General features: G+C 39.3%; 22 protein-coding genes and 1 other annotated feature. Of the genes, 4 read left to right on the top strand and 18 right to left on the bottom strand.

All coding sequences use genetic code 11. The annotated features are described in order from the left end of the window. Positions 1–40: 40 nt before the first annotated feature. From mecA to AAEM60_RS08240, 9 genes are all read right to left on the bottom strand, one after another. Entirely contained in the window at positions 41–712 is a 672-nt protein-coding gene (gene mecA / locus AAEM60_RS08280) for an adaptor protein MecA (protein WP_299740275.1), read from the bottom strand. Between the two features lie 356 nt (positions 713–1068). Then, complete coding sequence (spxA, locus tag AAEM60_RS08275) at positions 1069–1464, bottom strand: transcriptional regulator SpxA (RefSeq protein WP_032089161.1); 396 nt, start codon at positions 1462–1464, stop codon at positions 1069–1071. Positions 1465–1766: 302 nt separating this feature from the next. Continuing rightward, on the bottom strand, positions 1767–2339 hold the full coding sequence (locus AAEM60_RS08270; RefSeq protein WP_341357804.1) for a GNAT family N-acetyltransferase: 573 nt from the start codon (positions 2337–2339) through the stop codon (positions 1767–1769). A gap of 291 nt (positions 2340–2630) precedes the next feature. Continuing rightward, positions 2631–3782, bottom strand: coding sequence for a putative glycoside hydrolase (locus AAEM60_RS08265; RefSeq protein WP_299741278.1), 1152 nt, complete (start codon positions 3780–3782; stop codon positions 2631–2633). A 271-nt stretch (positions 3783–4053) separates the two neighbouring features. Beyond that, complete coding sequence (locus AAEM60_RS08260; protein WP_299740261.1) at positions 4054–4989, bottom strand: ATP-binding cassette domain-containing protein; 936 nt, start codon at positions 4987–4989, stop codon at positions 4054–4056. Beyond that, positions 4989–6068 carry an ABC transporter ATP-binding protein gene (locus tag AAEM60_RS08255; protein WP_299741277.1) on the bottom strand — a complete coding sequence of 360 codons (1080 nt, stop codon included), beginning with the start codon at positions 6066–6068 and terminating at the stop codon, positions 4989–4991. The genes AAEM60_RS08260 and AAEM60_RS08255 overlap by 1 nt, the downstream gene beginning before the upstream one ends. A gap of 10 nt (positions 6069–6078) precedes the next feature. Beyond that, complete coding sequence (gene opp3C / locus AAEM60_RS08250; protein WP_299740259.1) at positions 6079–7104, bottom strand: oligopeptide ABC transporter permease; 1026 nt, start codon at positions 7102–7104, stop codon at positions 6079–6081. Further along, entirely contained in the window at positions 7104–8033 is a 930-nt protein-coding gene (gene opp3b / locus AAEM60_RS08245; protein WP_299740257.1) for an oligopeptide ABC transporter permease, read from the bottom strand. Before opp3b ends, opp3C begins: the two co-directional genes overlap by 1 nt. A 172-nt stretch (positions 8034–8205) precedes the next feature. Continuing rightward, the gene (locus tag AAEM60_RS08240; RefSeq protein WP_299740255.1) at positions 8206–9861 is read right to left on the bottom strand and encodes a peptide ABC transporter substrate-binding protein; all 1656 of its coding nucleotides are present in this window, start codon (positions 9859–9861) and stop codon (positions 8206–8208) included. A gap of 509 nt (positions 9862–10370) precedes the next feature. Here AAEM60_RS08240 and AAEM60_RS08235 point away from each other — a divergent pair. Together AAEM60_RS08235 and trpS are read left to right on the top strand one after the other, a co-directional pair. Next, positions 10371–10754, top strand: a complete 384-nt coding sequence (locus AAEM60_RS08235; protein WP_299740253.1) for a DUF3899 domain-containing protein — start codon at positions 10371–10373, stop codon at positions 10752–10754. 43 nt (positions 10755–10797) lie between these two features. Continuing rightward, positions 10798–11029 (top strand) — a binding site (T-box leader). Between the two features lie 51 nt (positions 11030–11080). After that, on the top strand, positions 11081–12079 hold the full coding sequence (gene trpS / locus AAEM60_RS08230) for a tryptophan--tRNA ligase (RefSeq protein ID WP_299740251.1): 999 nt from the start codon (positions 11081–11083) through the stop codon (positions 12077–12079). A gap of 126 nt (positions 12080–12205) precedes the next feature. Here the strand turns inward: trpS and AAEM60_RS08225 are convergent, their stop codons facing one another. From AAEM60_RS08225 to AAEM60_RS08205, 5 genes are all read right to left on the bottom strand, one after another. Then, complete coding sequence (locus tag AAEM60_RS08225; protein ID WP_299740249.1) at positions 12206–12955, bottom strand: YjbA family protein; 750 nt, start codon at positions 12953–12955, stop codon at positions 12206–12208. 84 nt (positions 12956–13039) lie between these two features. Then, on the bottom strand, positions 13040–13261 hold the full coding sequence (locus AAEM60_RS08220; protein WP_299740246.1) for a hypothetical protein: 222 nt from the start codon (positions 13259–13261) through the stop codon (positions 13040–13042). A gap of 150 nt (positions 13262–13411) precedes the next feature. After that, positions 13412–14179 carry a DUF2268 domain-containing putative Zn-dependent protease gene (locus AAEM60_RS08215; protein WP_341357803.1) on the bottom strand — a complete coding sequence of 256 codons (768 nt, stop codon included), beginning with the start codon at positions 14177–14179 and terminating at the stop codon, positions 13412–13414. A 96-nt stretch (positions 14180–14275) separates the two neighbouring features. Then, entirely contained in the window at positions 14276–15520 is a 1245-nt protein-coding gene (fabF, locus tag AAEM60_RS08210) for a beta-ketoacyl-ACP synthase II (RefSeq protein ID WP_341357802.1), read from the bottom strand. A 44-nt stretch (positions 15521–15564) separates the two neighbouring features. Continuing rightward, complete coding sequence (locus tag AAEM60_RS08205; RefSeq protein ID WP_299740242.1) at positions 15565–16497, bottom strand: beta-ketoacyl-ACP synthase III; 933 nt, start codon at positions 16495–16497, stop codon at positions 15565–15567. A 201-nt stretch (positions 16498–16698) separates the two neighbouring features. Between AAEM60_RS08205 and AAEM60_RS08200 the strand changes: the two genes are divergently transcribed. Next, a complete protein-coding gene (locus AAEM60_RS08200) occupies positions 16699–16914 on the top strand; it encodes a hypothetical protein (protein WP_341357801.1) in 216 nt (71 codons plus the stop codon). A gap of 48 nt (positions 16915–16962) precedes the next feature. Here the strand turns inward: AAEM60_RS08200 and AAEM60_RS08195 are convergent, their stop codons facing one another. The 4 genes from AAEM60_RS08195 to AAEM60_RS08180 all read right to left on the bottom strand — a co-directional run bounded on the left by AAEM60_RS08195 (position 16963) and on the right by AAEM60_RS08180 (position 19712). After that, complete coding sequence (locus tag AAEM60_RS08195; protein ID WP_299740238.1) at positions 16963–17151, bottom strand: ComZ family protein; 189 nt, start codon at positions 17149–17151, stop codon at positions 16963–16965. Beyond that, complete coding sequence (locus tag AAEM60_RS08190; protein WP_299740236.1) at positions 17148–18116, bottom strand: BMP family ABC transporter substrate-binding protein; 969 nt, start codon at positions 18114–18116, stop codon at positions 17148–17150. The genes AAEM60_RS08195 and AAEM60_RS08190 overlap by 4 nt, the downstream gene beginning before the upstream one ends. 113 nt (positions 18117–18229) lie before the next feature. Further along, positions 18230–18946 (bottom strand): hypothetical protein, encoded by a 717-nt coding sequence (locus tag AAEM60_RS08185; protein ID WP_299740234.1) that lies wholly within the window; start codon positions 18944–18946, stop codon positions 18230–18232. Positions 18947–18968: 22 nt separating this feature from the next. After that, positions 18969–19712: a hydrolase gene (locus AAEM60_RS08180; protein ID WP_299740232.1), complete on the bottom strand. Its 744-nt coding sequence runs from the start codon at positions 19710–19712 to the stop codon at positions 18969–18971. Positions 19713–19982: 270 nt separating this feature from the next. On the opposite strand from AAEM60_RS08180, the gene AAEM60_RS08175 reads away from it, so the two are divergent. Further along, positions 19983–20165 carry a DUF2929 family protein gene (locus AAEM60_RS08175; protein WP_299740230.1) on the top strand — a complete coding sequence of 61 codons (183 nt, stop codon included), beginning with the start codon at positions 19983–19985 and terminating at the stop codon, positions 20163–20165. Positions 20166–20169 lie beyond the last annotated feature (4 nt).

Here is a 20169-nt window from a genome sequence, read left to right as displayed (position 1 = left end):
ATAAAAAAATACCGATTTCTAAATGAAACCGGTATTGTCCTTACGAAAAGTGTCCACTTAATGTCTCAAACACATGTTCATTAATGACTACTTTTCCATACTCTTCAAGGCGATGAACGGTCATTCGTGACTCATCCGCATATTCAAGCAGTATACTTAACATATTGTCGATATTTTCTTCCGAGAAGTGCTCTTCTGAAAATTTGACGTAAATAAAATATTTATTTTCGAATGCAAGCAGCTTTGTTTCCAGATGATCTAATGGCATATCCTTCATCCGATGGGACAGAGAAATCGCATCTTCAAAATCATTAAATTTCAACGTGAAATCCAGTGCTACTTCAGCTTCTCCATCTTGATCTTGTTTGATTTGGAAATGCTGATCCAAAAGTTCTTCAATGCGTTCATCTACAGGAAGTTCCTTGAGTTTATCCTCTGGAATAGGTAACTCAAATCGCTGACCATCCTTTGAAACCTGAGCTCTTGTAACGAGTACTTCAAGCCCTTTATCTAACGCTTGAACTTGAATCCATAGCGGTCCTTCTATACCGAAATCTTCTTCTTGATGAACCTCATCCATCATTTCCCAGAAGAGTTCTTCACTTCTTTCGCGATTATACCAGATTTCCTCACGATCAAAGCCGCGATCTTCTATATCCCCATAGGAAATATAGAACTTGACGGTATTTTCATTAATGCGTTCGATTTCCATTTAACACCTCTCCCTTCTTGCATGATGTTAGTGAAGGGACTACACCCTCTGAGCTTTAAGCCCGATTGCTGGTGAAGATAGAAGATACATTTAGGTTAGTTTGTACCTTGTACTTCTATTTTATGATATAAACACTGAAAATGGAATAAAAATAACACCCATTTTTTTCTTCACAAATCACACTATTTAACGCGTTTTTGACATTTTAGCGAATATTTGCAGAAAATTCAAGTGTTAATACTTAATCTAATATAAAAGGGGTTGACCCCAAAGGATACGCAACGTTCCTTAAAGGGTCAGCCCCTTTTACTTATATATTCTCATACATAAAGAATGCGTGAGAAAGAAAGGATCCTTTAGTTTACCATTCTTTGAGCTTCTAGAAGTTGGAACGTACGAACCTTCCTTGGAAGGAATCGTCTGATTTCATCTTCATTATATCCTACCTGAAGACGTTTTTCATCCAATATGATTGGTCGTCTTAAAAGCCCAGGGTTTTTCTGGATAAGCTCGAACAGTTCTTGAAGTGGTAAAGTTTCTAAATCTACATTAAGCTTTTGGAATGTCTTAGAACGGGTTGAGATAATTTCGTCTGTTCCATCCTCAGTCATACGAAGGATCTCCTTGATTTCATCAATGCTTAATGGCTCAGAAAATACGTTTCGCTCTGTATATGGAATTTCATGCTCTTCTAACCAAGCTTTTGCCTTACGACAAGATGTACAACTAGGTGAAGTGAATAATGTAACCACGAATCATTCACACTCCCTTAAGGATTTTTTATTATATAGAGTATTTTATTTAAACAAAAGCTGTTAATTAAAATTAGTTTAAATAAGAAATCTCTATTATGTATTATACATGAATTACTGTCCCTTGAACATAGTTTTAACTAATTTGTCAAATTTCCTATACATAGGTTTAACATACGTCATATGATCTCTTTCTAATAACGCTTTACCCGGTTCAAAAAGAGAATAAACATGATATAGAACATTTCCATATTTTCATTTAGAAAACCTTATTGCGAATGAACAATAAGGTTCTTTTACATTTAGAGGTTTTTCAGTACATCCCCATCACGATCTTCATCTTGCTTCAAGACTTCTTCAACCGGCTGGTATGACGCTCCATAAAACTTCTTGTCATTATAAGTATGGATTAATTCATATGTTTTCTTCATAGAGTTGAAGATCAGGTCTTCTGACTCTTGATTCGGAGCCCAATAAAGGATTTCCATTTCATTGATTTCGTTTGTAGCGAGAGAACGACGTGCATATCCTATACTAACAGCATGCTCGAAGCCTTCACGCTTGTAAAACTTCAAGCGCTTCTCCGTATCGCTGTCATCATAGTCCACGGGCTCTACCTCTAAAATGATGGCTTTGTTCTTTTCTTTTAACTTCTCAAGTAATTTATGACCTAAGCCTTGTCCCCGCGCATCCTTTGAGACAAAAAGATAATCAATAAAGATAAAGTCATCAAGTTCCGCATACATAAGTACGTGGTGTGGCCCCTCATCTTTATGATAGATGTCACTTCTTTCTTTGAGTAATGACTCAAGATGTTCTTTTGATTTCATTTCCTCTACCGGGAAATACTGATTTAACTTTTCATACCAATGCATGGATCTACTCCTTTAAAAGAATTTTGGGTGACATTGACTAACGGGATACAATTATTTTTCTCAGAAAAAAAATGTTTATGTTAGATGTTAGTCTTATCCGTGGGATAAAAGTACGGAATCACAGGCTTGAACGCCTATGAAGAGGGTAATGTGGTTGAAAGCGGTTAATCTTACCAATATATTAATCATAACAATAGATGAGCATTTTTTCAAATCGAAAAGCTTAAATCATACATAGTACCAATGAAAACAGAAAAGCCTGCCCTGTAAATGACAGGGCAGGCTTGCGGCTTATGGTGTGTAGTCAACACCTTCTGTATACGTATTCCCCGCATCCCATAAAAGGAACTCTTTGATTCCTTGATCATTTAATGCTTTAATTTGCGCCTCAACCTCTGCCTTCCCGTAGGCTTTATAGTTTCCACTGCCTAACCAGGAAGCGGTAAAGTCCTGCAGCCACGGTCTTGATATAGGCGGGTTTTCCAATTCCGCTAATTTAGATTTTTCAAGCTTCGCATACTCAGAAACCAATTCATAAGGTTGTAAATCAGGTTTTGCGATTCCGAAATATGGCGTCCAATGACTCGGATAAATCATCGAAGAAATCACATCAACATTCTCAGATATTTTCGAAAAATTCTGCCCGATACCCGGTGCCTCTGGAAGAGTTGCTGTATACCCGAAGATATCGACAGAAACCTTTACGCCATAAGGCTTCAGCTTTTCACGGGCATACTCTACAAAATCCGTAACAGCATTCACACGTTTTTGTACGTTATCGGTATCATTACTTGCATACTCGCCTCCGTCGTACTTCAGCTCACCATCACGCTTCTCGAAACCTTCAGGGAAACGAACATAATCAAATTGGATTTCCTGGAATCCCATCTTCGCGGCTTCAATCGCTATCCCTACATTATAGTCCCATACTTCTTTCAGAAATGGGTTCACAAAGGATTCTCCCCTGCCGTTTTTCCATACCTGACTTCCATCTTTAAAGGATAATTCCGGTTTTTCGTTCGCCAAAATCGTATCTTTAAATACAACGACCCTGGCAATCGGGTAAATCTGTTTTTCTTCAAGTACCTTTAAGATTGCTTTGGGATCTTTGATATAGGGTTGCCCTACTTTAGCGTATGGTGAAGATTCTTCAGGTTCGTATGTAACATAACCGTGATCATCTTTAATATCAATAACCATGGCATTCAGATCCGTATCATCCATTAGTTTCGTTAAACTTTCAAATCTCGCTCCACCAGCAGAGTGACCTGTAACATAAACCCCTCTCACCGCATCAGGATATTCAAATGTAAAGCCGGAATCATATGCAAACCTTGGGGCGGGACTTGCTATCTCTTTCTTACTTAAAGAAAGACTTCTCTTCTCGTGGGCTGCCGCCCCGTCTCCTTCAGCACTCGCTGTTTGGAACGGCAATGCGCACATTGTGATTAAACATAAGGATGTCGCTACCTTACTCCATTTCAAAATAAACCTCTCCTCTATTAAATAAGCTATCTAGTAAAATATGTAACACCTTATACTATTCTAACAAGGAAATAACTTGAAAGAAAAGGGGTATTACTCCTAATCTGTCGAAATTTCCAAGGAAATTAAATATCTTCATTATATTGTATTATTTTCATGTACAAATAGAATACATCAAACATTCAATAAAAAAAGCTCCCCTCATTAAAGGGAGCTTTTAAAAAGAATTTTAGTTTTTGTACTGAGCTTTATATTGCGCAAATTCTTTGTCTGAGCAATATACGAAGTGTCCAGGTGCCACTTCACGCATTTCAAGATTATCTTCCTCTGTATAGTTGTGAACAGAAGGATTATACTCTTTTCTTCTGCGTGTGCGCTCATACTCAGGATCCGGTAATGGAATCGCTGATAAGAGTGACTGAGTATAAGGGTGAAGAGGGTTTTTGTAAAGCGCATCACTTGGAGCCAATTCGACTAATTTACCATAGTACATCACTCCGATACGGTCGCTGATGTATTTTACCATGGATAGATCATGGGCGATAAATAAGTACGTTAAGCCCTTCTCTTTTTGTAATTCCTGCATCAGGTTAACAACCTGTGCCTGGATCGAGACGTCAAGAGCGGAAATCGGCTCATCGGCAATAATGAAGTCTGGATCCACCGCAAGGGCACGGGCAATCCCGATACGCTGTCTTTGACCACCTGAGAATTCATGGGGGTAGCGACCAGCGTGCTCTTTATTTAAACCAACTGTTTCAAGTAAATCATGAACCTTTTTCAAACGTTCTTCTTTAGAAGAAGCCAATCCATGAATGTCGATACCTTCTGCAATGATATCAGCTACCTTCATACGAGGATTCAAGCTTGCATAGGGATCCTGGAAGATCATTTGCATTTTACGGTTGAATTTCTTTAACTGTGAACGTGACTTTTTACCGTGAACGTCCTCACCATTAAATAGAACTTGACCGTCTGTGGCATTATACAAACGAATAATCGTACGACCAGTCGTAGATTTACCACATCCGGATTCCCCTACCAGACCAAGGGTCTCACCTTTATATATATCAAAGCTGATATCATCAACAGCTTTAACCATATTCGGCTTACCAGGGTTAAAGTACTGCTTTAAATTCTTAATTTCTAATAACTTTTCTGCCATTATGAACGAACCCCCTCAACAAGTACCGGCTCTTTGTAATTAGAAGGCATTTGTCTTTGTCTTAATTTAACGATTTCAGGTGGCTCAACTTTTGGAGCACTAGGGTGCAATAACCACGACTTCACATAGTGAGTATCAGAAACCTGATAATATGGCGGCTCTTGTTCAAAATCCACTTTTAAAGCATATTCACTGCGGAGGGCAAAAGCATCTCCTTTAGGTGGATTTAAAAGATCCGGCGGTGTACCGGGGATAGCAACTAATTCTTGTTCACCTTCAGTTTCTGTTGTAGGCATCGAACCGATCAATCCCCACGTGTAAGGGTGACGTGGATCGTAGAAGATTTCATCCACAGTACCTGTTTCTACGATTTGACCACCATACATAACCGCCACACGGTCAGCCACATTTGCTACAACACCAAGATCATGTGTGATGAAAATGATTGATGTATCAATTTTATTTTGCAGATCTTTCATCAGCTCAAGAATTTGTGCCTGAATCGTTACGTCCAATGCTGTTGTAGGCTCATCTGCAATCAGGATCTTTGGATTACATGCCAAAGCAATCGCGATGACGACACGCTGACGCTGACCACCGGAAAACTGGTGGGGATATTGCTTGAAACGTGTTTCCGGACTAGGAAGACCTACTAATTTAAGTAACTCGATGGCGCGTTTTTTCGCATCATTTTTACTCATATTTTGGTGTTTCACAAGCGGTTCCATGATTTGCTTACCAATCGTCATCGTTGGGTTCAGAGACGTCATTGGATCTTGGAAAATCATAGAAATGTCTTTACCGCGAATTTTCTGCATATCCTTTTCAGGTAACTTTGCTAAATCTTTACCCTCAAATAACATTTCCCCCCCTTTAATAAAGCCTGGAGGATTTGGAATTAATCTCATTAGAGCTTTCGTAGTAACTGATTTCCCTGAACCAGATTCACCAACGATCGCTAGTGTTTCACCTTTATCTAAATGAAAATCTACACCACGGACAGCCTGAACTTCTCCTCCATGCGTATTGAAGGAGACGTGTAGATTATTGACTTCTAAAATTTTTGACATATTCATAATCTCCCTTCCATTACTTACGCATTTTCGGATCTAGTGCATCACGCAATCCATCGGCCATTAAGTTAAAACTTAAGATGACTAATGAGATGACGGCTGATGGAACCAGCATCATATGCGGAAATGACTGGATTGATTTGTACCCATCATTAACCAATGATCCCAGTGATGCTCTTGGTGGAGCAATCCCCAATCCGATAAAGCTTAAGAATGCTTCTGTGTAAATCGCAGCAGGCACTGTGAACATCGTGGTAATGATAACAGGTCCCATTACGTTTGGAAGTAGGTGTTTAAAGATCAAACGGTTGCTCGTAGCACCAAGTGTACGTGAAGCTAGAACAAATTCCTGATTCTTCAACTGTAATACTTGACCACGAACGATCCGGGCCATACCGGTCCAACCGGTTATAACCATGGCCATGGTTATGGAGAATATACCAGGCTCGAATATCAAGATAAAGAGGATAACCACAATTAAGTTTGGAATCCCGACAAGAATTTCAATAATACGCTGCATGACATCGTCGACTTTCCCACCGTAATAGGCAGAAATCCCACCATATGAAATACCAATGATAAAATCGATGATCGCTGCAAGAATACCAATATAAAGTGAAATACGGGTACCGTTCCAAGTACGTGTCCATAGGTCACGTCCTAAATCATCTGTACCAAACCAATAGTTTTCTTTAACTTGTCTTGCTTCATATACATCAAAACCATCTGCATCTTTTCCGTCAAATGGTAACCAACTAATTCCTGAAAGCGCTTCAATTTTTGGTGGCAGCTTTGCATGCCGAATATTTTGATCGCTAAATTTATACTCGTTCATCATTGGTCCAAAAGCGGCAAAGAAGAAAATAATTGCCGTGATAATGATTCCAGCAATTGCTCCTTTGTTCTTCCGTAAACGAATCCATGAGTCCTGCCAGAAATTTAAGCTCGGACGCGAAATTTTCTCTGACTCGTCTTCCCTAGCCTTTTGAGGTTGGAAGAGGTCTGGACTAAGTTGATCTAGTTTCTTTTTGTTTGCTTCCATTATTTCTTCCCTCCAGCTAAGCGAATACGCGGGTCAATGATACCGTAAAGAATATCTACTAAGAATATTACACCGATGAATAATGCACTAAAGAAGAGGGTAATCCCCATAATAACGGTGTAATCATTTGTATTGATCGATAGAACGAATTGTTCCCCTAAACCAGGGACTGCGAAAATTCGTTCAACTACAAGGGATCCTGTCATAACCCCAACTGTCATTGGTCCAAGAATTGTTACAATAGGGATTAAAGCATTTCTAACAGCATGCTTTACAACAGTTGCCGTTTTAGAAATTCCTTTTGCTTTTGCTAGTAAAATATAATCGGAGTTTAATATTTCCAGCATTTCAGTACGCATAAAACGAGCAATGGTCGCTACTACGAATACTGTAAGTGCTAAGGTTGGAAGAATCGTATGTTTATATTCTCCCCATAGTGCCACGGGCAGCCATTCAAGTTTAACCCCGACGTAGTATTGCAGGAGTCCGGCAAATACGAATGAAGGAATCGATATTCCAATTACGGCTAGGAACGTCGAACCATAATCGAGCCATGTGTTATGTTTGATTGCTGCAATAATTCCAATAAGTAGCCCTAAGAAAGTACCTAATACCATAGCTTGGAATCCAAGAAGTGCGGAAGGACCAATACGATCTCCAACAATTTGTGTAACAGGACGATTATCGTATTGGAAGGACAACCCCAAATCTCCTTTCGCTAACCCGACCATATAGTTCACATATTGTTCTGGCAGCGGATCATTAAGACCGTATTTATCCATTATGATTTGTTGTTGTTCCGGAGTCAGCCTTTCTGCGTTTTGTAGTGGAGATCCAGGTAGGAGCTTCATCAGAAAGAAAGTGGCGGTTGCAATGATAAGCAAAGTGATGATCATATAAACGATACGTTGAATTGTATATCTGACCATTCTTTAGCCCCCCTTTTTTGTCTATTTTTTTCTACATTTTTAATTATATCGATTATCGACAAATTTTCAATGTATTTTTACTTTTTTGATAATTTTCGACATTCACTGGAAAAGGAGAGCATATGCTCATGCATACGCTCTCCCTTTTAAGGTTTTTCAATCGAGCCGATTATTACTCAATGTACGCCCATTTGTATGATGCATCTGCACCAAATGAGTGACGTAATAGACCTTTAACATATGGACGCTCTAGGAAAGCAGTTCCACGTTGGTACATCGGGCTGATCGCTTGATCTTCGAAAAGAATCTTTTCTGCGTCAACCATTGCTTGCCAACGAGCTTCAGGATCATCAAGAAGTTCACCTTTAGCTTGTTCAATTAACTTGTCATACTCTGGGTTAGAGTAAGCCATTTGGTTGTGTGCACCATCAGTTACGAACATGTCAACAAATGTCATCGGATCTGGATAGTCAGGACCCCATCCGGCGAATGAAACATCATAATCACCTTTAGATTCTAACTCAAGCTTTTGCTTGAATGGTTGTGCTTTGATTGAAACAGTTAAACCTTCTAAGTTTTGCTCTAATTGTTCTTTTAAGAATTCACCGATTTTCTTAGAGCTGTCAGAGTCATAGTTTAGTAGTTCTAATTCAATAGAATCTTTACCTAACTCTTCTTTCGCTTTAGCCCAATGTTCTGCAGCTTTTTCTGGATCGAAACCACCGAAATCACCTACAGCTTCACGGTACTCAGCACCGTCTGGGCCAGAAACGAAATCTTTTGGTACTAAGAAATATGCAGGAATTGAACCATTGTTAAGAAGAACGTCAACCATACCTTGCTTGTCATAAGCTGCATCAAATGCTTTACGAGCATTTACATTAGCCATAACTTCATTCTTTTGGTTTAAACGAAGGAAGAATACCGCAGTATCAGCCTTTGTTTTGAAGTTTTCATCTGATTTGTATTTATCTACGAATTCAGCTGAAAGACCAGCTACATCCGCTTTGTTTGTTTCATAAAGGTTTACACCAGTAGCAGTATCTTTAACGATGTTGAAGTTAACTTCTTTAAGCTTAACAGTTTCTGCATCCCAGTAACCGTCGTTCTTAGTTAATTTGAAGCTTTGCTCATGCTTCCACTCAGATAGTGTGAATGGACCATTGTAAACTGCAGTGTCAGCTTCAAGACCGAATTTATCGCCTTTTTCTTCAACAAACTTTTGGTTTTGAGGATAGAATGTTGCGAAAGAAAGTAAAGCTTTGAAATATGGAACAGCTGTTTCAAGCTGAACTTCTAGAGTTTTCTCATCAACCGCTTTAACACCTAATTCTTCAACTGGAACTTCACCAGCGTTAACTTTTGCAGCGTTTTTGATATCGTACATGATGTACGCATACTCTGCACCAGTATCAGGGTTTAAAGCTTTTTGCCAAGCGTAAACGAAGTCGTTAGCAGTAACTGCATCTCCGTTAGACCATTTAGCATCACGAAGTTTGAACGTGTAAGTTTTACCATCTTCACTGATTTGAGGTTCTTCAGCAGCCATACCAAGTACAGCCTCATCATTTTCACCTAAACGGTAAAGACCTTCAAATACGTTGTTCATTACTTTAAATGAAACAGCGTCAGTTGCTAGAGTAGAGTCCATTGATGGGATCTCAGAACTCTCTAGTAAGTTAAGTACCTGTTCTTTCTTTTCAGCAGACTCGCCGCCTTCACCAGATGCTCCTTCGTTGCCCTCAGTTTTCTTGTCGCCGCCACATGCAGCTAAGAAAGTACTTAGAGCCAGAAGAAGAACTAGCAAGAATGAAAACTTTTTCTTCATCTTGAAATTGACCTCCTCGTAAATCTCATATTTATTTATCTTCTAATTTTCAGAAGATTTGTTACTTATTATACATGATAGAGAAATTATTGCAATATGAATTTAACAGTTTTTTTGCAAAATTATCAGATTAATAGGTATATTGTTGTTAAAACCTTGATGTATAAGGGTTTTAACTGTTCATTTTAGAGAGTTTGTCCCATTACAATTGTTACAAACGTAAATTTTAATTACGGCAATTTCAATTGTATTGTGGAGGATCATTCCCCAACGCCCCCTCTACTTCTATTATAATTATAAGATTTACAGACTAAATATAAAAAATAGAATTTATACTCTATTCTCTTCAAGGATTTATGTGGAGTTAGGAGTTTCAAATGTATACGCACTATAAGGATTTCTGTCTCTTTTACCACACATTGCATGCTGAACTGAATATATATGAACGATGATTGAATTCTTCTTTACCCTTCATGTATACTTTTATAAAAAACAAATTAAGGAGTACTATGAAACGAATAAATTTTTTCTACATACCTACACTGCTGTTTTTCATCATCGTCTTTGCGACTGCTATTCTACAGGGGAAAAACCTCCTTCTTTCTATAATAGACAGTTTGTTCATTATCGGAATTACGTATGTTGCCATAGGAGCCCTCCTTTATATTTTTCAAAAAGGTTTTTTCAACGGAATCTTGTATGCTCTTAAGAGATTCAGAAACAGTACGAAACAAGGAAAATACATCTCCCAGTTTGATACACTGGATGAAACGAAGGATGCTCATGAAGAATACGGAATGCAGCGCTCTTATTCCATTACGCGATCATTTCTTATAGTCGGTACTATTTCGCTCGTACTTTCGATCACTTTGTCCTATCTCGTGTACACTTGAATTACGAACATTTATTTTATATAATAAATGTATATGAATGAGAGTATAAGCGTTGATGAAGAGTAGTACCTTTCATTATTGAATTATAGAGAGCTTGTGGTTGGTGAAAACAAGTATTCATGGAGAGGGAATGGACTTCTGAGCTTTATTTGTGAAATAGAGTAGCATATAACGGATCAACCTCACGTTAAAGAGGTTCCATGTTCACATGGACTAAGCTGACTCATTTGAGTACTTAGGGTGGCACCGCGGAAATGATCCCATTCGTCCCTATCTTCTATAGGACGGATGGGTTTTTATTTTGTTTATTTTGAGGAGGAAGTTAGATGAAGACAATCTTTAGTGGTATTCAACCGAGTGGTACGATTACGCTTGGGAATTACATCGGGGCAATGAAGCAGTTCACTGAGCTGCAGGAGGAATACAATTGTTATTTCTGTGTAGTGGATCAGCATGCAATCACGGTAGCACAGGATAAAATGGAGCTTCGCAAGAATATCCGCAGTCTCGCTGCACTCTATATTGCTTGTGGCATCGACCCGGATAAATCAACACTATTCATTCAATCGGAAGTTCCGGCCCACGCACAGGCAGGATGGATCCTGCAATGTGTGACGTATATTGGTGAACTTGAAAGAATGACACAATTCAAAGATAAATCACATGGTAAAGAAGCAGTTTCTGCAGGATTATTAACCTATCCCCCATTAATGGCAGCTGATATTCTTCTGTATGGAACAGACTTAGTCCCAGTTGGAGACGATCAGAAGCAGCATCTGGAATTAACGAGAAATCTTGCTGAGCGTTTCAATAATAAATACAACAACATCTTTACGGTTCCGGAAGTCCGGATTCCTAAAGTTGGGGCTCGTGTCATGTCCCTACAGGACCCATTGAAGAAGATGAGTAAGTCCGATGCAAATCAGAAATCATTTATCACGCTCCTCGACGATCCGAAGATGATTGAAAAGAAAATCAAAAGTGCTGTAACGGATTCAGATGGAATCGTGAAATACGATAAAGAAAACAAACCAGGAGTATCAAACCTCCTTTCTATCTATTCGATTCTTGAAGGCAGTTCAATAGAAGAACTTGAACAAAAGTATGAAGGTAAGGGCTATGGAGACTTCAAAGCTGACCTGGCTCAAGTCGTAATCAAGGCCATTAAGCCGGTACAGGACCGCTACTATGAATTGATTGATTCTGACGAGCTTGATGATATCCTTGATCGCGGGGCAGAAAAGGCTAACTTCGCTGCAAACAAAATGCTGAAGAAGATGGAAAAGGCCATGGGACTCGGGCGTAAAGAGAGAAAAAGAAAATAGTGATGGTGCCAAGAGCCTGCAAATTAGGCTCTTGGCTTTTTTATGGACATTCACATAACCACCTTTTCCCCCTACCCAAACAAAAAACCCCAAGCCCATCACGGACTCAAGGTTTTCGTTCACCAATTAATTTACCTTAGGACGATTCTCCACTTCCCATAGTTTTTCAAAAAAAGGTTGTCCTTTTATTAAGTTCTCGCAGAGAGTCAGATGCTTGTCCGACCAGCCATACTGTGTTTCTTCGTATAACATTTGCCAAATTTCTTCAAAGTCCATCTCTTGAATGGACCGATATCGCTGTGGAGCCCATTCCGTGTACCAGTATCGTATTTCTGCCGTGTTATTTGAGCTGTGAAGCTGATCCAGCGCCATAAATAATAATTGCTTCAACTGTCTTTCTTTTCTTGTCAGACCACTCATCATATAGGGACTCGGCGAGAGAATGTGGTATGAATCCTCTCTCTTTCCTTCAGGCTGAATGACGTACTGCATCGTTTCATGATTTTCTACCATTTCATAGACGAGTTGTTCCTGCCTTGGAATGAGCCTGCTTTTTCTGATTGGAACGGTATACCCGATTGTATCCACGGCAAGTATCCCTGTTCCATCTGTGACAATGAAGCAATAATCCAATTGAATTCGTTCATGGTTTTTTCGCAAGTATGCTTTTTGATAGACATTATTGAGCAGTTGTTGAGGTAACTCTGATAAATCATTCTCGATGTAATGAAACAGAACAGTGTCCACTTTAATGAGCGGAACTTGATCTAATAATTCAATAACGTCCTCTTTTCTCCACTCGTGAAAATGACAGACATTGTAGCCATTTTCTTCGCCTTCGAACCAATTTACCCATACATCATGAAGATATAACATGATTGACCCCTCGCTTTGCTACAATCTTATTTGTCAATCAGTATAGGCAAATCGGTGTAAATTTATTCCTGTTAAGCAAGTGTTTTATAGATAGTGATTATTTTTCCTTCGTGGAATATAGATTGAGATCGTGATGATGAGAATCCCTAAGAGAAATAAGTAGCATTCGACTCGGGTGGATACGAAGAGAATATAGTCTGTAAAGGTCATTCCAGTAGTGAGAAGGTTTAAATAGATGATTAAACTTACACCACCTGAAACAGCCAGTCCAAACCCTATAAATAATACAAACATTCGAAACACCATACCTTCCGCCTCTATCCTCGCATTAGAGATTTAGCTCGTCCATTCTTACTATAGTCTATGGAGTTCAAATGGAAGATATGACGATATAAAGAGCTTAATTTAATATCACCAGCACAGGAATCAGAATATGAATGGCTGATCCCCATTCTACTAAGATAAGAAGATCGATGAAGGTTTTCCTAATAGAGCTGTGGTAGACCTATCCTTTTGCTTAACATAATTTTGTACCAGGTAATAGCCGGCAGCATACCCCAGCATATTAGGGTAAGATTTCTGACCAAGAAGTAAGTAGTCGTGAAGGGGACTGCTTCGTTTCACATCCAAATTAGGCTTAATCCACTTCTCGAAATAAAGTGACATTTGTTTTTCCTCATAAGCCTTTGTCCAGGAAGCTACATACTTCTCCCCACAATACTCTCTGACAGCAAACTCTGCCAGCCCTTCAAAAATGATGGAATCTAATAGGGTGTATTGGCTATCTTTTTTGTTTAAGAGTTTCATTCTGACACAGTGATGGTATTCGTGAACAAATAGAGCTTCGTATTCTTTGGCATCTTCTTGATCTGCTACAAAGAAGAAAATTTCGTCTTTAAAGCATACACCTGATTTTTTCATTGAGGCTTGGAACATGCCTCTCTTTTCCTGAACGGGGAATAAATAGATTGGAACGTTCGGGCCATTCCATTTTCGTTTATACTTTTTTTCATAAAGGGAAAAACGCTCCCATATCTTACGTTCTTTCATTTTTGCATAAATATCCTCTGCGTGATGTGATGATTTATACATGCCATGCTTCATGAGGTATTGATAAAACGACTTTTGATCTTCTTTCCCGTTTATCGTTTTCTTTAGAAGCTCTAAAGGTTTATGAATCGAATCTACAAGCCATTCATCAGTAGGAGCAACAGTCACCTTCATCCCTCTTTCCCAACTTTTTATCATGTATATGTAATAAAAAGAGGGTTCACAACAAAAAAACGAGCCTGCTAGCATATTAGCAGACCCGTTCTCATTTTAATTGTTATACTTTTTAAAGACGATCGTAGCATTATGACCACCGAAACCTAATGAGTTACTCATCGCTACATTCACTTCCTGTTTTCTTGCTTCGTTCGCTACATAATCAAGATCACAGTCCGGATCTGGTGTTTCGATATTGATTGTTGGAGGCAGTACATTGTCTTTCATAGCTAATACTGTAAAAATTGCTTCAACCCCTCCAGCTGCACCAAGAAGGTGACCTGTCATTGATTTCGTTGAACTCATGGCTAATTTATAGGCATGCTCTCCGAATACTTCTTTTACAGCCATCGTTTCGTATTTGTCATTGTATGGAGTACTTGTTCCGTGAGCATTAATGTAATCCATTTGCTCGGGTAGGATTCCACCGTCTTCTAAAGCCATTTTCATTGCTCTCGCTCCACCTTCTCCAGCTGGTGCCGGAGCTGTGATATGATACGCATCACCTGTACAACCATAGCCTACGATTTCAGCATAGATCGGCGCTCCGCGTTTCAGTGCATGCTCAAGCTCTTCCAGAACAACGACACCCGCTCCTTCTCCCATGACAAATCCGTCACGATTTGCATCAAATGGTCTTGAAGCTTTCTCAGGATCTGTATTGGTTGAGAGGGCTGTATTTGCACAGAAGCCGGCTACAGACATCTTCGTGATTGGTGCCTCTGCTCCACCTGACACCATGACATCCGCGTCTCCACGCTGGATGACTTTAAACGCATCTCCAATGGAGTTAGTTCCTGTCGCACAGGCTGTTACTGTACAAGAGTTAAAGCCTTTAGCTCCTAGCATGATGGAGACTTGTCCAGCCGCCATATCAGGAATGATCATTGGGACGAAGAATGGACTTACTCTGCGATATCCACGTTTTTGGAAGGTTTCATACTGCTGTTCGAACGTTTCCATTCCACCAATTCCTGAACCGATCCATACGCCGACACGGTGAGCATTTTCGTCTGTAATGTCGAGCTTCGAGTCTTTGACAGCCATTAACGAAGCTGCAATCGCATAATGAGTGAAGCGATCCATTTTTCTTTCTTCTTTTCTCTCAACACCGAAATCCTCGATATTGAAATCTTTCAATTCTGCTGCCACTTTGGCTGGATAATCGTCTGCATTTAAGCGCGTTAAGGGACCTACACCCGTTTTCCCTGCTAAAATATTCGTCCACGTTGATTCGACATCATTACCTAACGGGGTAACACTTCCCAATCCTGTTACAACTACACGTTTCTTGTTCATTTATTCCATCTCCTTTGTCTGCAAGTTATAGAAGAGAGTTCTATTTATTTACCCCAGCGCATGATAATGGCGCCCCAGGTTAAACCGCCGCCGAATCCTACCATGACGACTACATCGTTTTCTTTCACTCTTCCTGCTTCTAAATCTTCAACTAAAGAAACAGGGATAGAAGCTGCTGAAGTATTACCGTATTTATTTACCGTTTTAGACATCTTTTCAATCGGCAATTCCAATCGTTGTCTTGCTGCTTCCATGATACGAATATTGGCTTGATGGGGAATTAAAAAGTCAACATCTTCCTTCTTTAATCCCGCTTTTTCAATTACATTTACGCTCGATTCGCCCATTTGACGAACCGCAAATTTAAATACTTCGCGACCGTTCATGATGATATTTTCTTCCTGGTACAGATGTTTTGCACCCGATCCGTCTGCACCTAATTCAAAGGCAAGTATTCCTTTGCCATCTGGAACAGGCCCAAGTACTGCTGCACCTGCTGCGTCTCCAAAGAGAACAGCTGTATTACGGTCATCCCAATCTGTAATTTTTGATAACTTTTCAACTCCTACAACGAGCACATGCTTATACGCGCCATTGTCGATAAACTGCTTTGCCGTAATCATACCATACATAAATCCGGCACATGCTGCACTTAAATCCATTGCTGCGGCTTTCTTTGCTCCTAATCTTTCTTGAAGCAAGCAAGCTACAGATGGGAATGGCTGGTCAGGTGTGACCGTAGCCACAAGGATCAGATCAATTTCTTCTGCAGAGATAGCTGCATCTGCGATGGCCGTTTTTGCTGCTTCATAAGCCATGTCTGATGTGTCTGTTTCATTATCTGCTATTCTCCTCTCTTCAATGCCTGTTCTCGTACGAATCCATTCGTCTGATGTTTCCACCATTTTCTCAAGATCTGCATTGGTTACGACTTTCTCGGGAAGGTAACGCCCAATTCCAATAATCCCTGTATTCATACTGGCATTCCCTACTTTCTTTTTTTATGTTTTTTCTCTTATACTTTAGTTTATTATCAATTATTATGACTTGGTACTAATTTTATCGAAGATTTCTACTTTCTGCAATTATTTTTTCTTTTCCATTTCTTCTACGCGTTTGACCATACTCGTACAACCCTTCTCCTCATAGGTTATGTAGTAGGCAGAGGGGGTGAGAATATGTCTGAAGAAAAAAAGCTGCATCCATTTGATCAGATGATGTACGGAGGAAGGATCCCTAAAAAAGAAGCGCATCCTTCTCAGGAGAAGCGTGCAGGCAAAAATGAAGAAGGATCATTACTTGATGGCGTTCATTCCATTATGAATTCCATCGATGAATTGAAACCACTCTATAAGAAAATCAGTCCACTATTAAAGCAATGGACTATAAAGTAATAAAAAAACGGTTCATTGATATCGTCAATGAACCGTTTTCCTCTACACTTACTTGTTATGTAAGGCTTCCTGTTTGCCTAATTCATAGGCTTCACTCATGACTTGTGTAAACAGTGTCATAAATGGTTGCAGCATCTCAGGAGAGAACTCAACACCCGCTTGATCAAGTTGCTCTTTTGCTTGCGGGAAGTACTTCATGGCAATTTGCATAAATTCCATCGTTTTGTCTTGATTCATTGCTTCGATTCCTTTCCATTCGGCAATTTGCCTGTTTCGATATAGGCTTGAACATGTTGCTTCATCTCAGCTTGAAAGTCTTTTGGAATGACAGGACTATATTTCCCCATGGAAATGACTCCGTCTTCAAAATCAAATTCAAGGTTTCCTGAATCGAGCTCGTCATTTGCGAACCTTTCTGCAACTACACCATACAGCTTATCTGCATGCTGCACCGTACTCGTTAAAACCGTGGATTCCCCTAAATCAGATTGATCAGATACATAACCAATGGCATAGAGTCCCTTTTCCTTCAGCTTTTCGATTACAGATACATTATAGCCGTCACCTGCCGGATAAACAACATCGACTCGCTGATTCAATAAACCCTCCAGCTTTTCAAAAGCAATGTCTTGATCGTCCCAGTGATTGGTATACTCGATAATGAGCTCAGATTCACTTTTTTGGAATTTCGCTCCATCAATAAACCCTTGAACTTCGGGCTGCCATTCAAAAGCAGCAATCACTCCGACTTTATTCGTTTTAGATTGATAGGCTGCTGTCATGCCTCCGAAGAAGCCCATTGCATAGCCTTTAAATTGTAGACTGGTTGTATTCTCCTCTGTGGCATTTCCATTAAAGCTTACAAAATGCATATTGGGATACTCACCGGAAAGGGTGTTAAATATCTTGGAATATTCACTTCCGTGACCAAACACTAAAGTAACTTCATCATCATTATATGCTTTTACCGCTTGTTTAATTGATGTATCATTCTTTATACTCTCTTTATAGAAGACGTCAGCATCATAATCGGATTGAATCTTTAATAATCCTTTGTATCCTTTTGTTCCCCAAACCCCATCGTCTACGGTTTCCGGAACCAGTAAACCAACTTTTTCTATTTCAGCACTGTTTCCTGCTGAACAACCACTTATTCCAATGAGGAATACAATCAAGAAAATGGTGTAAAATTTCTTACTCATTTGCAGCAACTCCTTTAAAGCCCGTGCAGCATCTATAAAAAGAATCAATAGAAAATGTTTACATCATACTTATTTTACCCTCATCCCTATCTACATGGAAAGAAAAAATTTTCTTATTCCTGAATTTCATGCAAAGTGATCCCTCTTAATTGTTCCTTCAATATCCTTTCATGAGACTTAGAAGGTTTGACAATAAGCTCTTTACCATTTGGTTCGGCATTCATGCGCGGGGGTGAAAAAGATCTCTTCGTCACATAAGATAAGGCTTCATTCCAGCTTTTGCTTGAGAGTGCTTTCACCGTATAGACTTCTGTATTGGATGAATGATTTACAATGGAACGGGCAGCGTCCTTCACATAGATCGCTCCACTTGGATCATCAATGTAATTGGAGTCAACATCTTCTCCAATCAAAAGTCGAGCAAACAGAAAGTCATTCGGCTGGTGAATTCCGTATAAAGTTGGAAGGTAAAATACGGTTCCTTCTTCCTTATGGTTATGATTTATCGCACTATTGGGATAAATTCGAATGATCGTGAGAGGTTGTTCATTTTTTGAAATCAGCCCTTCTACTTCTGACAAGTAACTCACTTTATTCTCTCTTACCTGATCATAATATGGAAGGAACACACGGCATCCAGATTGTATTTCCTTATCCCAGTCTTCATAAGGAACATATTGAATGTTTGAGTTCCTTCCAATTTCTAACCACTTATCCTTCACTTCTTTGTTTTCATCAATTGCGGTCACGGTCCATCCATTCTCAAGAAGGGCATCACATAGTTCAAATCCCAAGAACTGCTGAGCAGCAAAAACGAATGCATGATTCAAGTCAATCACTCCAATGTGTTTGTTATAACTCTTTCTCATGTAAAGAAAAGTATGAGGCAAATTTCCCTCCGAGAGAAGCACGCTTTTCAGGAAGCACAAAGAATAAATCCGTTGATGTTCCTTTTTCTAAACGCTCTGTATATATATCTTTTATGAGAGTGAATTGATTTTTATAACGATTAAGAGTCGTTGACTGAACAATATAAAGTGGAATCGAGATGTTTTTAAATACTTCGTAGTCCTTTGATTGTTGACTGATGAATGCTTCGCAGTCCTCCTCTTTCAATCGAAACGTGTGCGCTAGTTCTTTTATTATCTTTTTATAAAAGAATTTCTGTTCCTTCTCTTGTTCTAAATGATCATATAGTGACACACAGGGTGAGAGCATAACGGCACTTCTAATATCTAGTTCCATTTTTGGGTAGAGGTTTTTCAACACCAACGCTCCCATTCCTTCGGCCAATATATGAATCTTTCCATTAATGATTTCAGATCGTTTTACATGTTGATAAAGTCGCTTGGCTAACTGCACGGCTTGATCGCTACCCCAATTCGCTCCATAAAGATTACTATAATAAACAATATATCCTTTGGCGGTCAGCTCTTGAATCCACTTGTAGCGTGCCTCATGTTGTACCCAAAAGCTGCTCTTATCATCTACATAGTGATGGGAATCTCCTATAACCATTACAGCGAATCCATTTGGGCGTTCAGGATAATGAATCATGCACCACTCTTGCTCTAATTGAAACAATCGCTGATACATTAGAATTTCTCCTTTTACATAGTAAGTCATTATAGTTTATGTAAGGAGAAAACATTGGTCAGGGAGATAGCCCATAGAACCCCATATATTTGCAAATTTAGTCGGTTACCTCCATCGATTATGCAGGAGTGGTATGGAAAGATGATAAGGGTTACATTTCACAGATTAGTCATTTATTATTTCCTGAAGCTGTGGTAAGATAAAAAAGATTGAAATTGGTTACAAATTGCTAATAAATTAGTTGATTACATAGGAATGAGGTGACTTGGCGTGAGATTTTTCTGGATGTTTTTCTGGGCATTTGCTCTTACTGAAATGTTAACTTACGTTGTAAGTTCAATGAATGGAACTGCTTTTCACTTTGAAACAGGATTAATTTTATCGGTTTGTGTAACGGTATTAGTATTCATTATCACGCTTGTTATTCCAAACGAGCCAGTCGAAAAGCACTAAAAAA

This window comes from Rossellomorea sp. y25 (assembly GCF_038049935.1).
Classification (GTDB): domain Bacteria; phylum Bacillota; class Bacilli; order Bacillales; family Bacillaceae_B; genus Rossellomorea.
Note: the sequence above shows the minus strand (reverse complement) of the source record. Positions and strands in the feature narration are given on the sequence as shown.

Excerpts from the sequence above, each read along its gene's own strand:
- AAEM60_RS08215 (WP_341357803.1), bottom strand. The coding sequence starts at position 14,179 with ATGAAGGTGACTGTTGCTCCTACTGATGAATGGCTTGTAGATTCGATT.
- fabF (WP_341357802.1), bottom strand. The coding sequence starts at position 15,520 with ATGAACAAGAAACGTGTAGTTGTAACAGGATTGGGAAGTGTTACCCCG.
- opp3b (WP_299740257.1), bottom strand. The coding sequence starts at position 8,033 with ATGGTCAGATATACAATTCAACGTATCGTTTATATGATCATCACTTTG.
- AAEM60_RS08225 (WP_299740249.1), bottom strand. The coding sequence starts at position 12,955 with ATGTTATATCTTCATGATGTATGGGTAAATTGGTTCGAAGGCGAAGAA.
- AAEM60_RS08195 (WP_299740238.1), bottom strand. The coding sequence starts at position 17,151 with ATGAATCAAGACAAAACGATGGAATTTATGCAAATTGCCATGAAGTAC.
- AAEM60_RS08235 (WP_299740253.1), top strand. The coding sequence starts at position 10,371 with ATGAAACGAATAAATTTTTTCTACATACCTACACTGCTGTTTTTCATC.
- opp3C (WP_299740259.1), bottom strand. The coding sequence starts at position 7,104 with ATGGAAGCAAACAAAAAGAAACTAGATCAACTTAGTCCAGACCTCTTC.
- trpS (WP_299740251.1), top strand. The coding sequence starts at position 11,081 with ATGAAGACAATCTTTAGTGGTATTCAACCGAGTGGTACGATTACGCTT.
- AAEM60_RS08205 (WP_299740242.1), bottom strand. The coding sequence starts at position 16,497 with ATGAATACAGGGATTATTGGAATTGGGCGTTACCTTCCCGAGAAAGTC.
- mecA (WP_299740275.1), bottom strand. The coding sequence starts at position 712 with ATGGAAATCGAACGCATTAATGAAAATACCGTCAAGTTCTATATTTCC.
- AAEM60_RS08240 (WP_299740255.1), bottom strand. The coding sequence starts at position 9,861 with ATGAAGAAAAAGTTTTCATTCTTGCTAGTTCTTCTTCTGGCTCTAAGT.
- AAEM60_RS08180 (WP_299740232.1), bottom strand. The coding sequence starts at position 19,712 with ATGTATCAGCGATTGTTTCAATTAGAGCAAGAGTGGTGCATGATTCAT.
- AAEM60_RS08190 (WP_299740236.1), bottom strand. The coding sequence starts at position 18,116 with ATGAGTAAGAAATTTTACACCATTTTCTTGATTGTATTCCTCATTGGA.
- AAEM60_RS08260 (WP_299740261.1), bottom strand. The coding sequence starts at position 4,989 with ATGGCAGAAAAGTTATTAGAAATTAAGAATTTAAAGCAGTACTTTAAC.
- AAEM60_RS08270 (WP_341357804.1), bottom strand. The coding sequence starts at position 2,339 with ATGCATTGGTATGAAAAGTTAAATCAGTATTTCCCGGTAGAGGAAATG.
- AAEM60_RS08265 (WP_299741278.1), bottom strand. The coding sequence starts at position 3,782 with ATGTGCGCATTGCCGTTCCAAACAGCGAGTGCTGAAGGAGACGGGGCG.
- AAEM60_RS08200 (WP_341357801.1), top strand. The coding sequence starts at position 16,699 with ATGTCTGAAGAAAAAAAGCTGCATCCATTTGATCAGATGATGTACGGA.
- AAEM60_RS08220 (WP_299740246.1), bottom strand. The coding sequence starts at position 13,261 with ATGGTGTTTCGAATGTTTGTATTATTTATAGGGTTTGGACTGGCTGTT.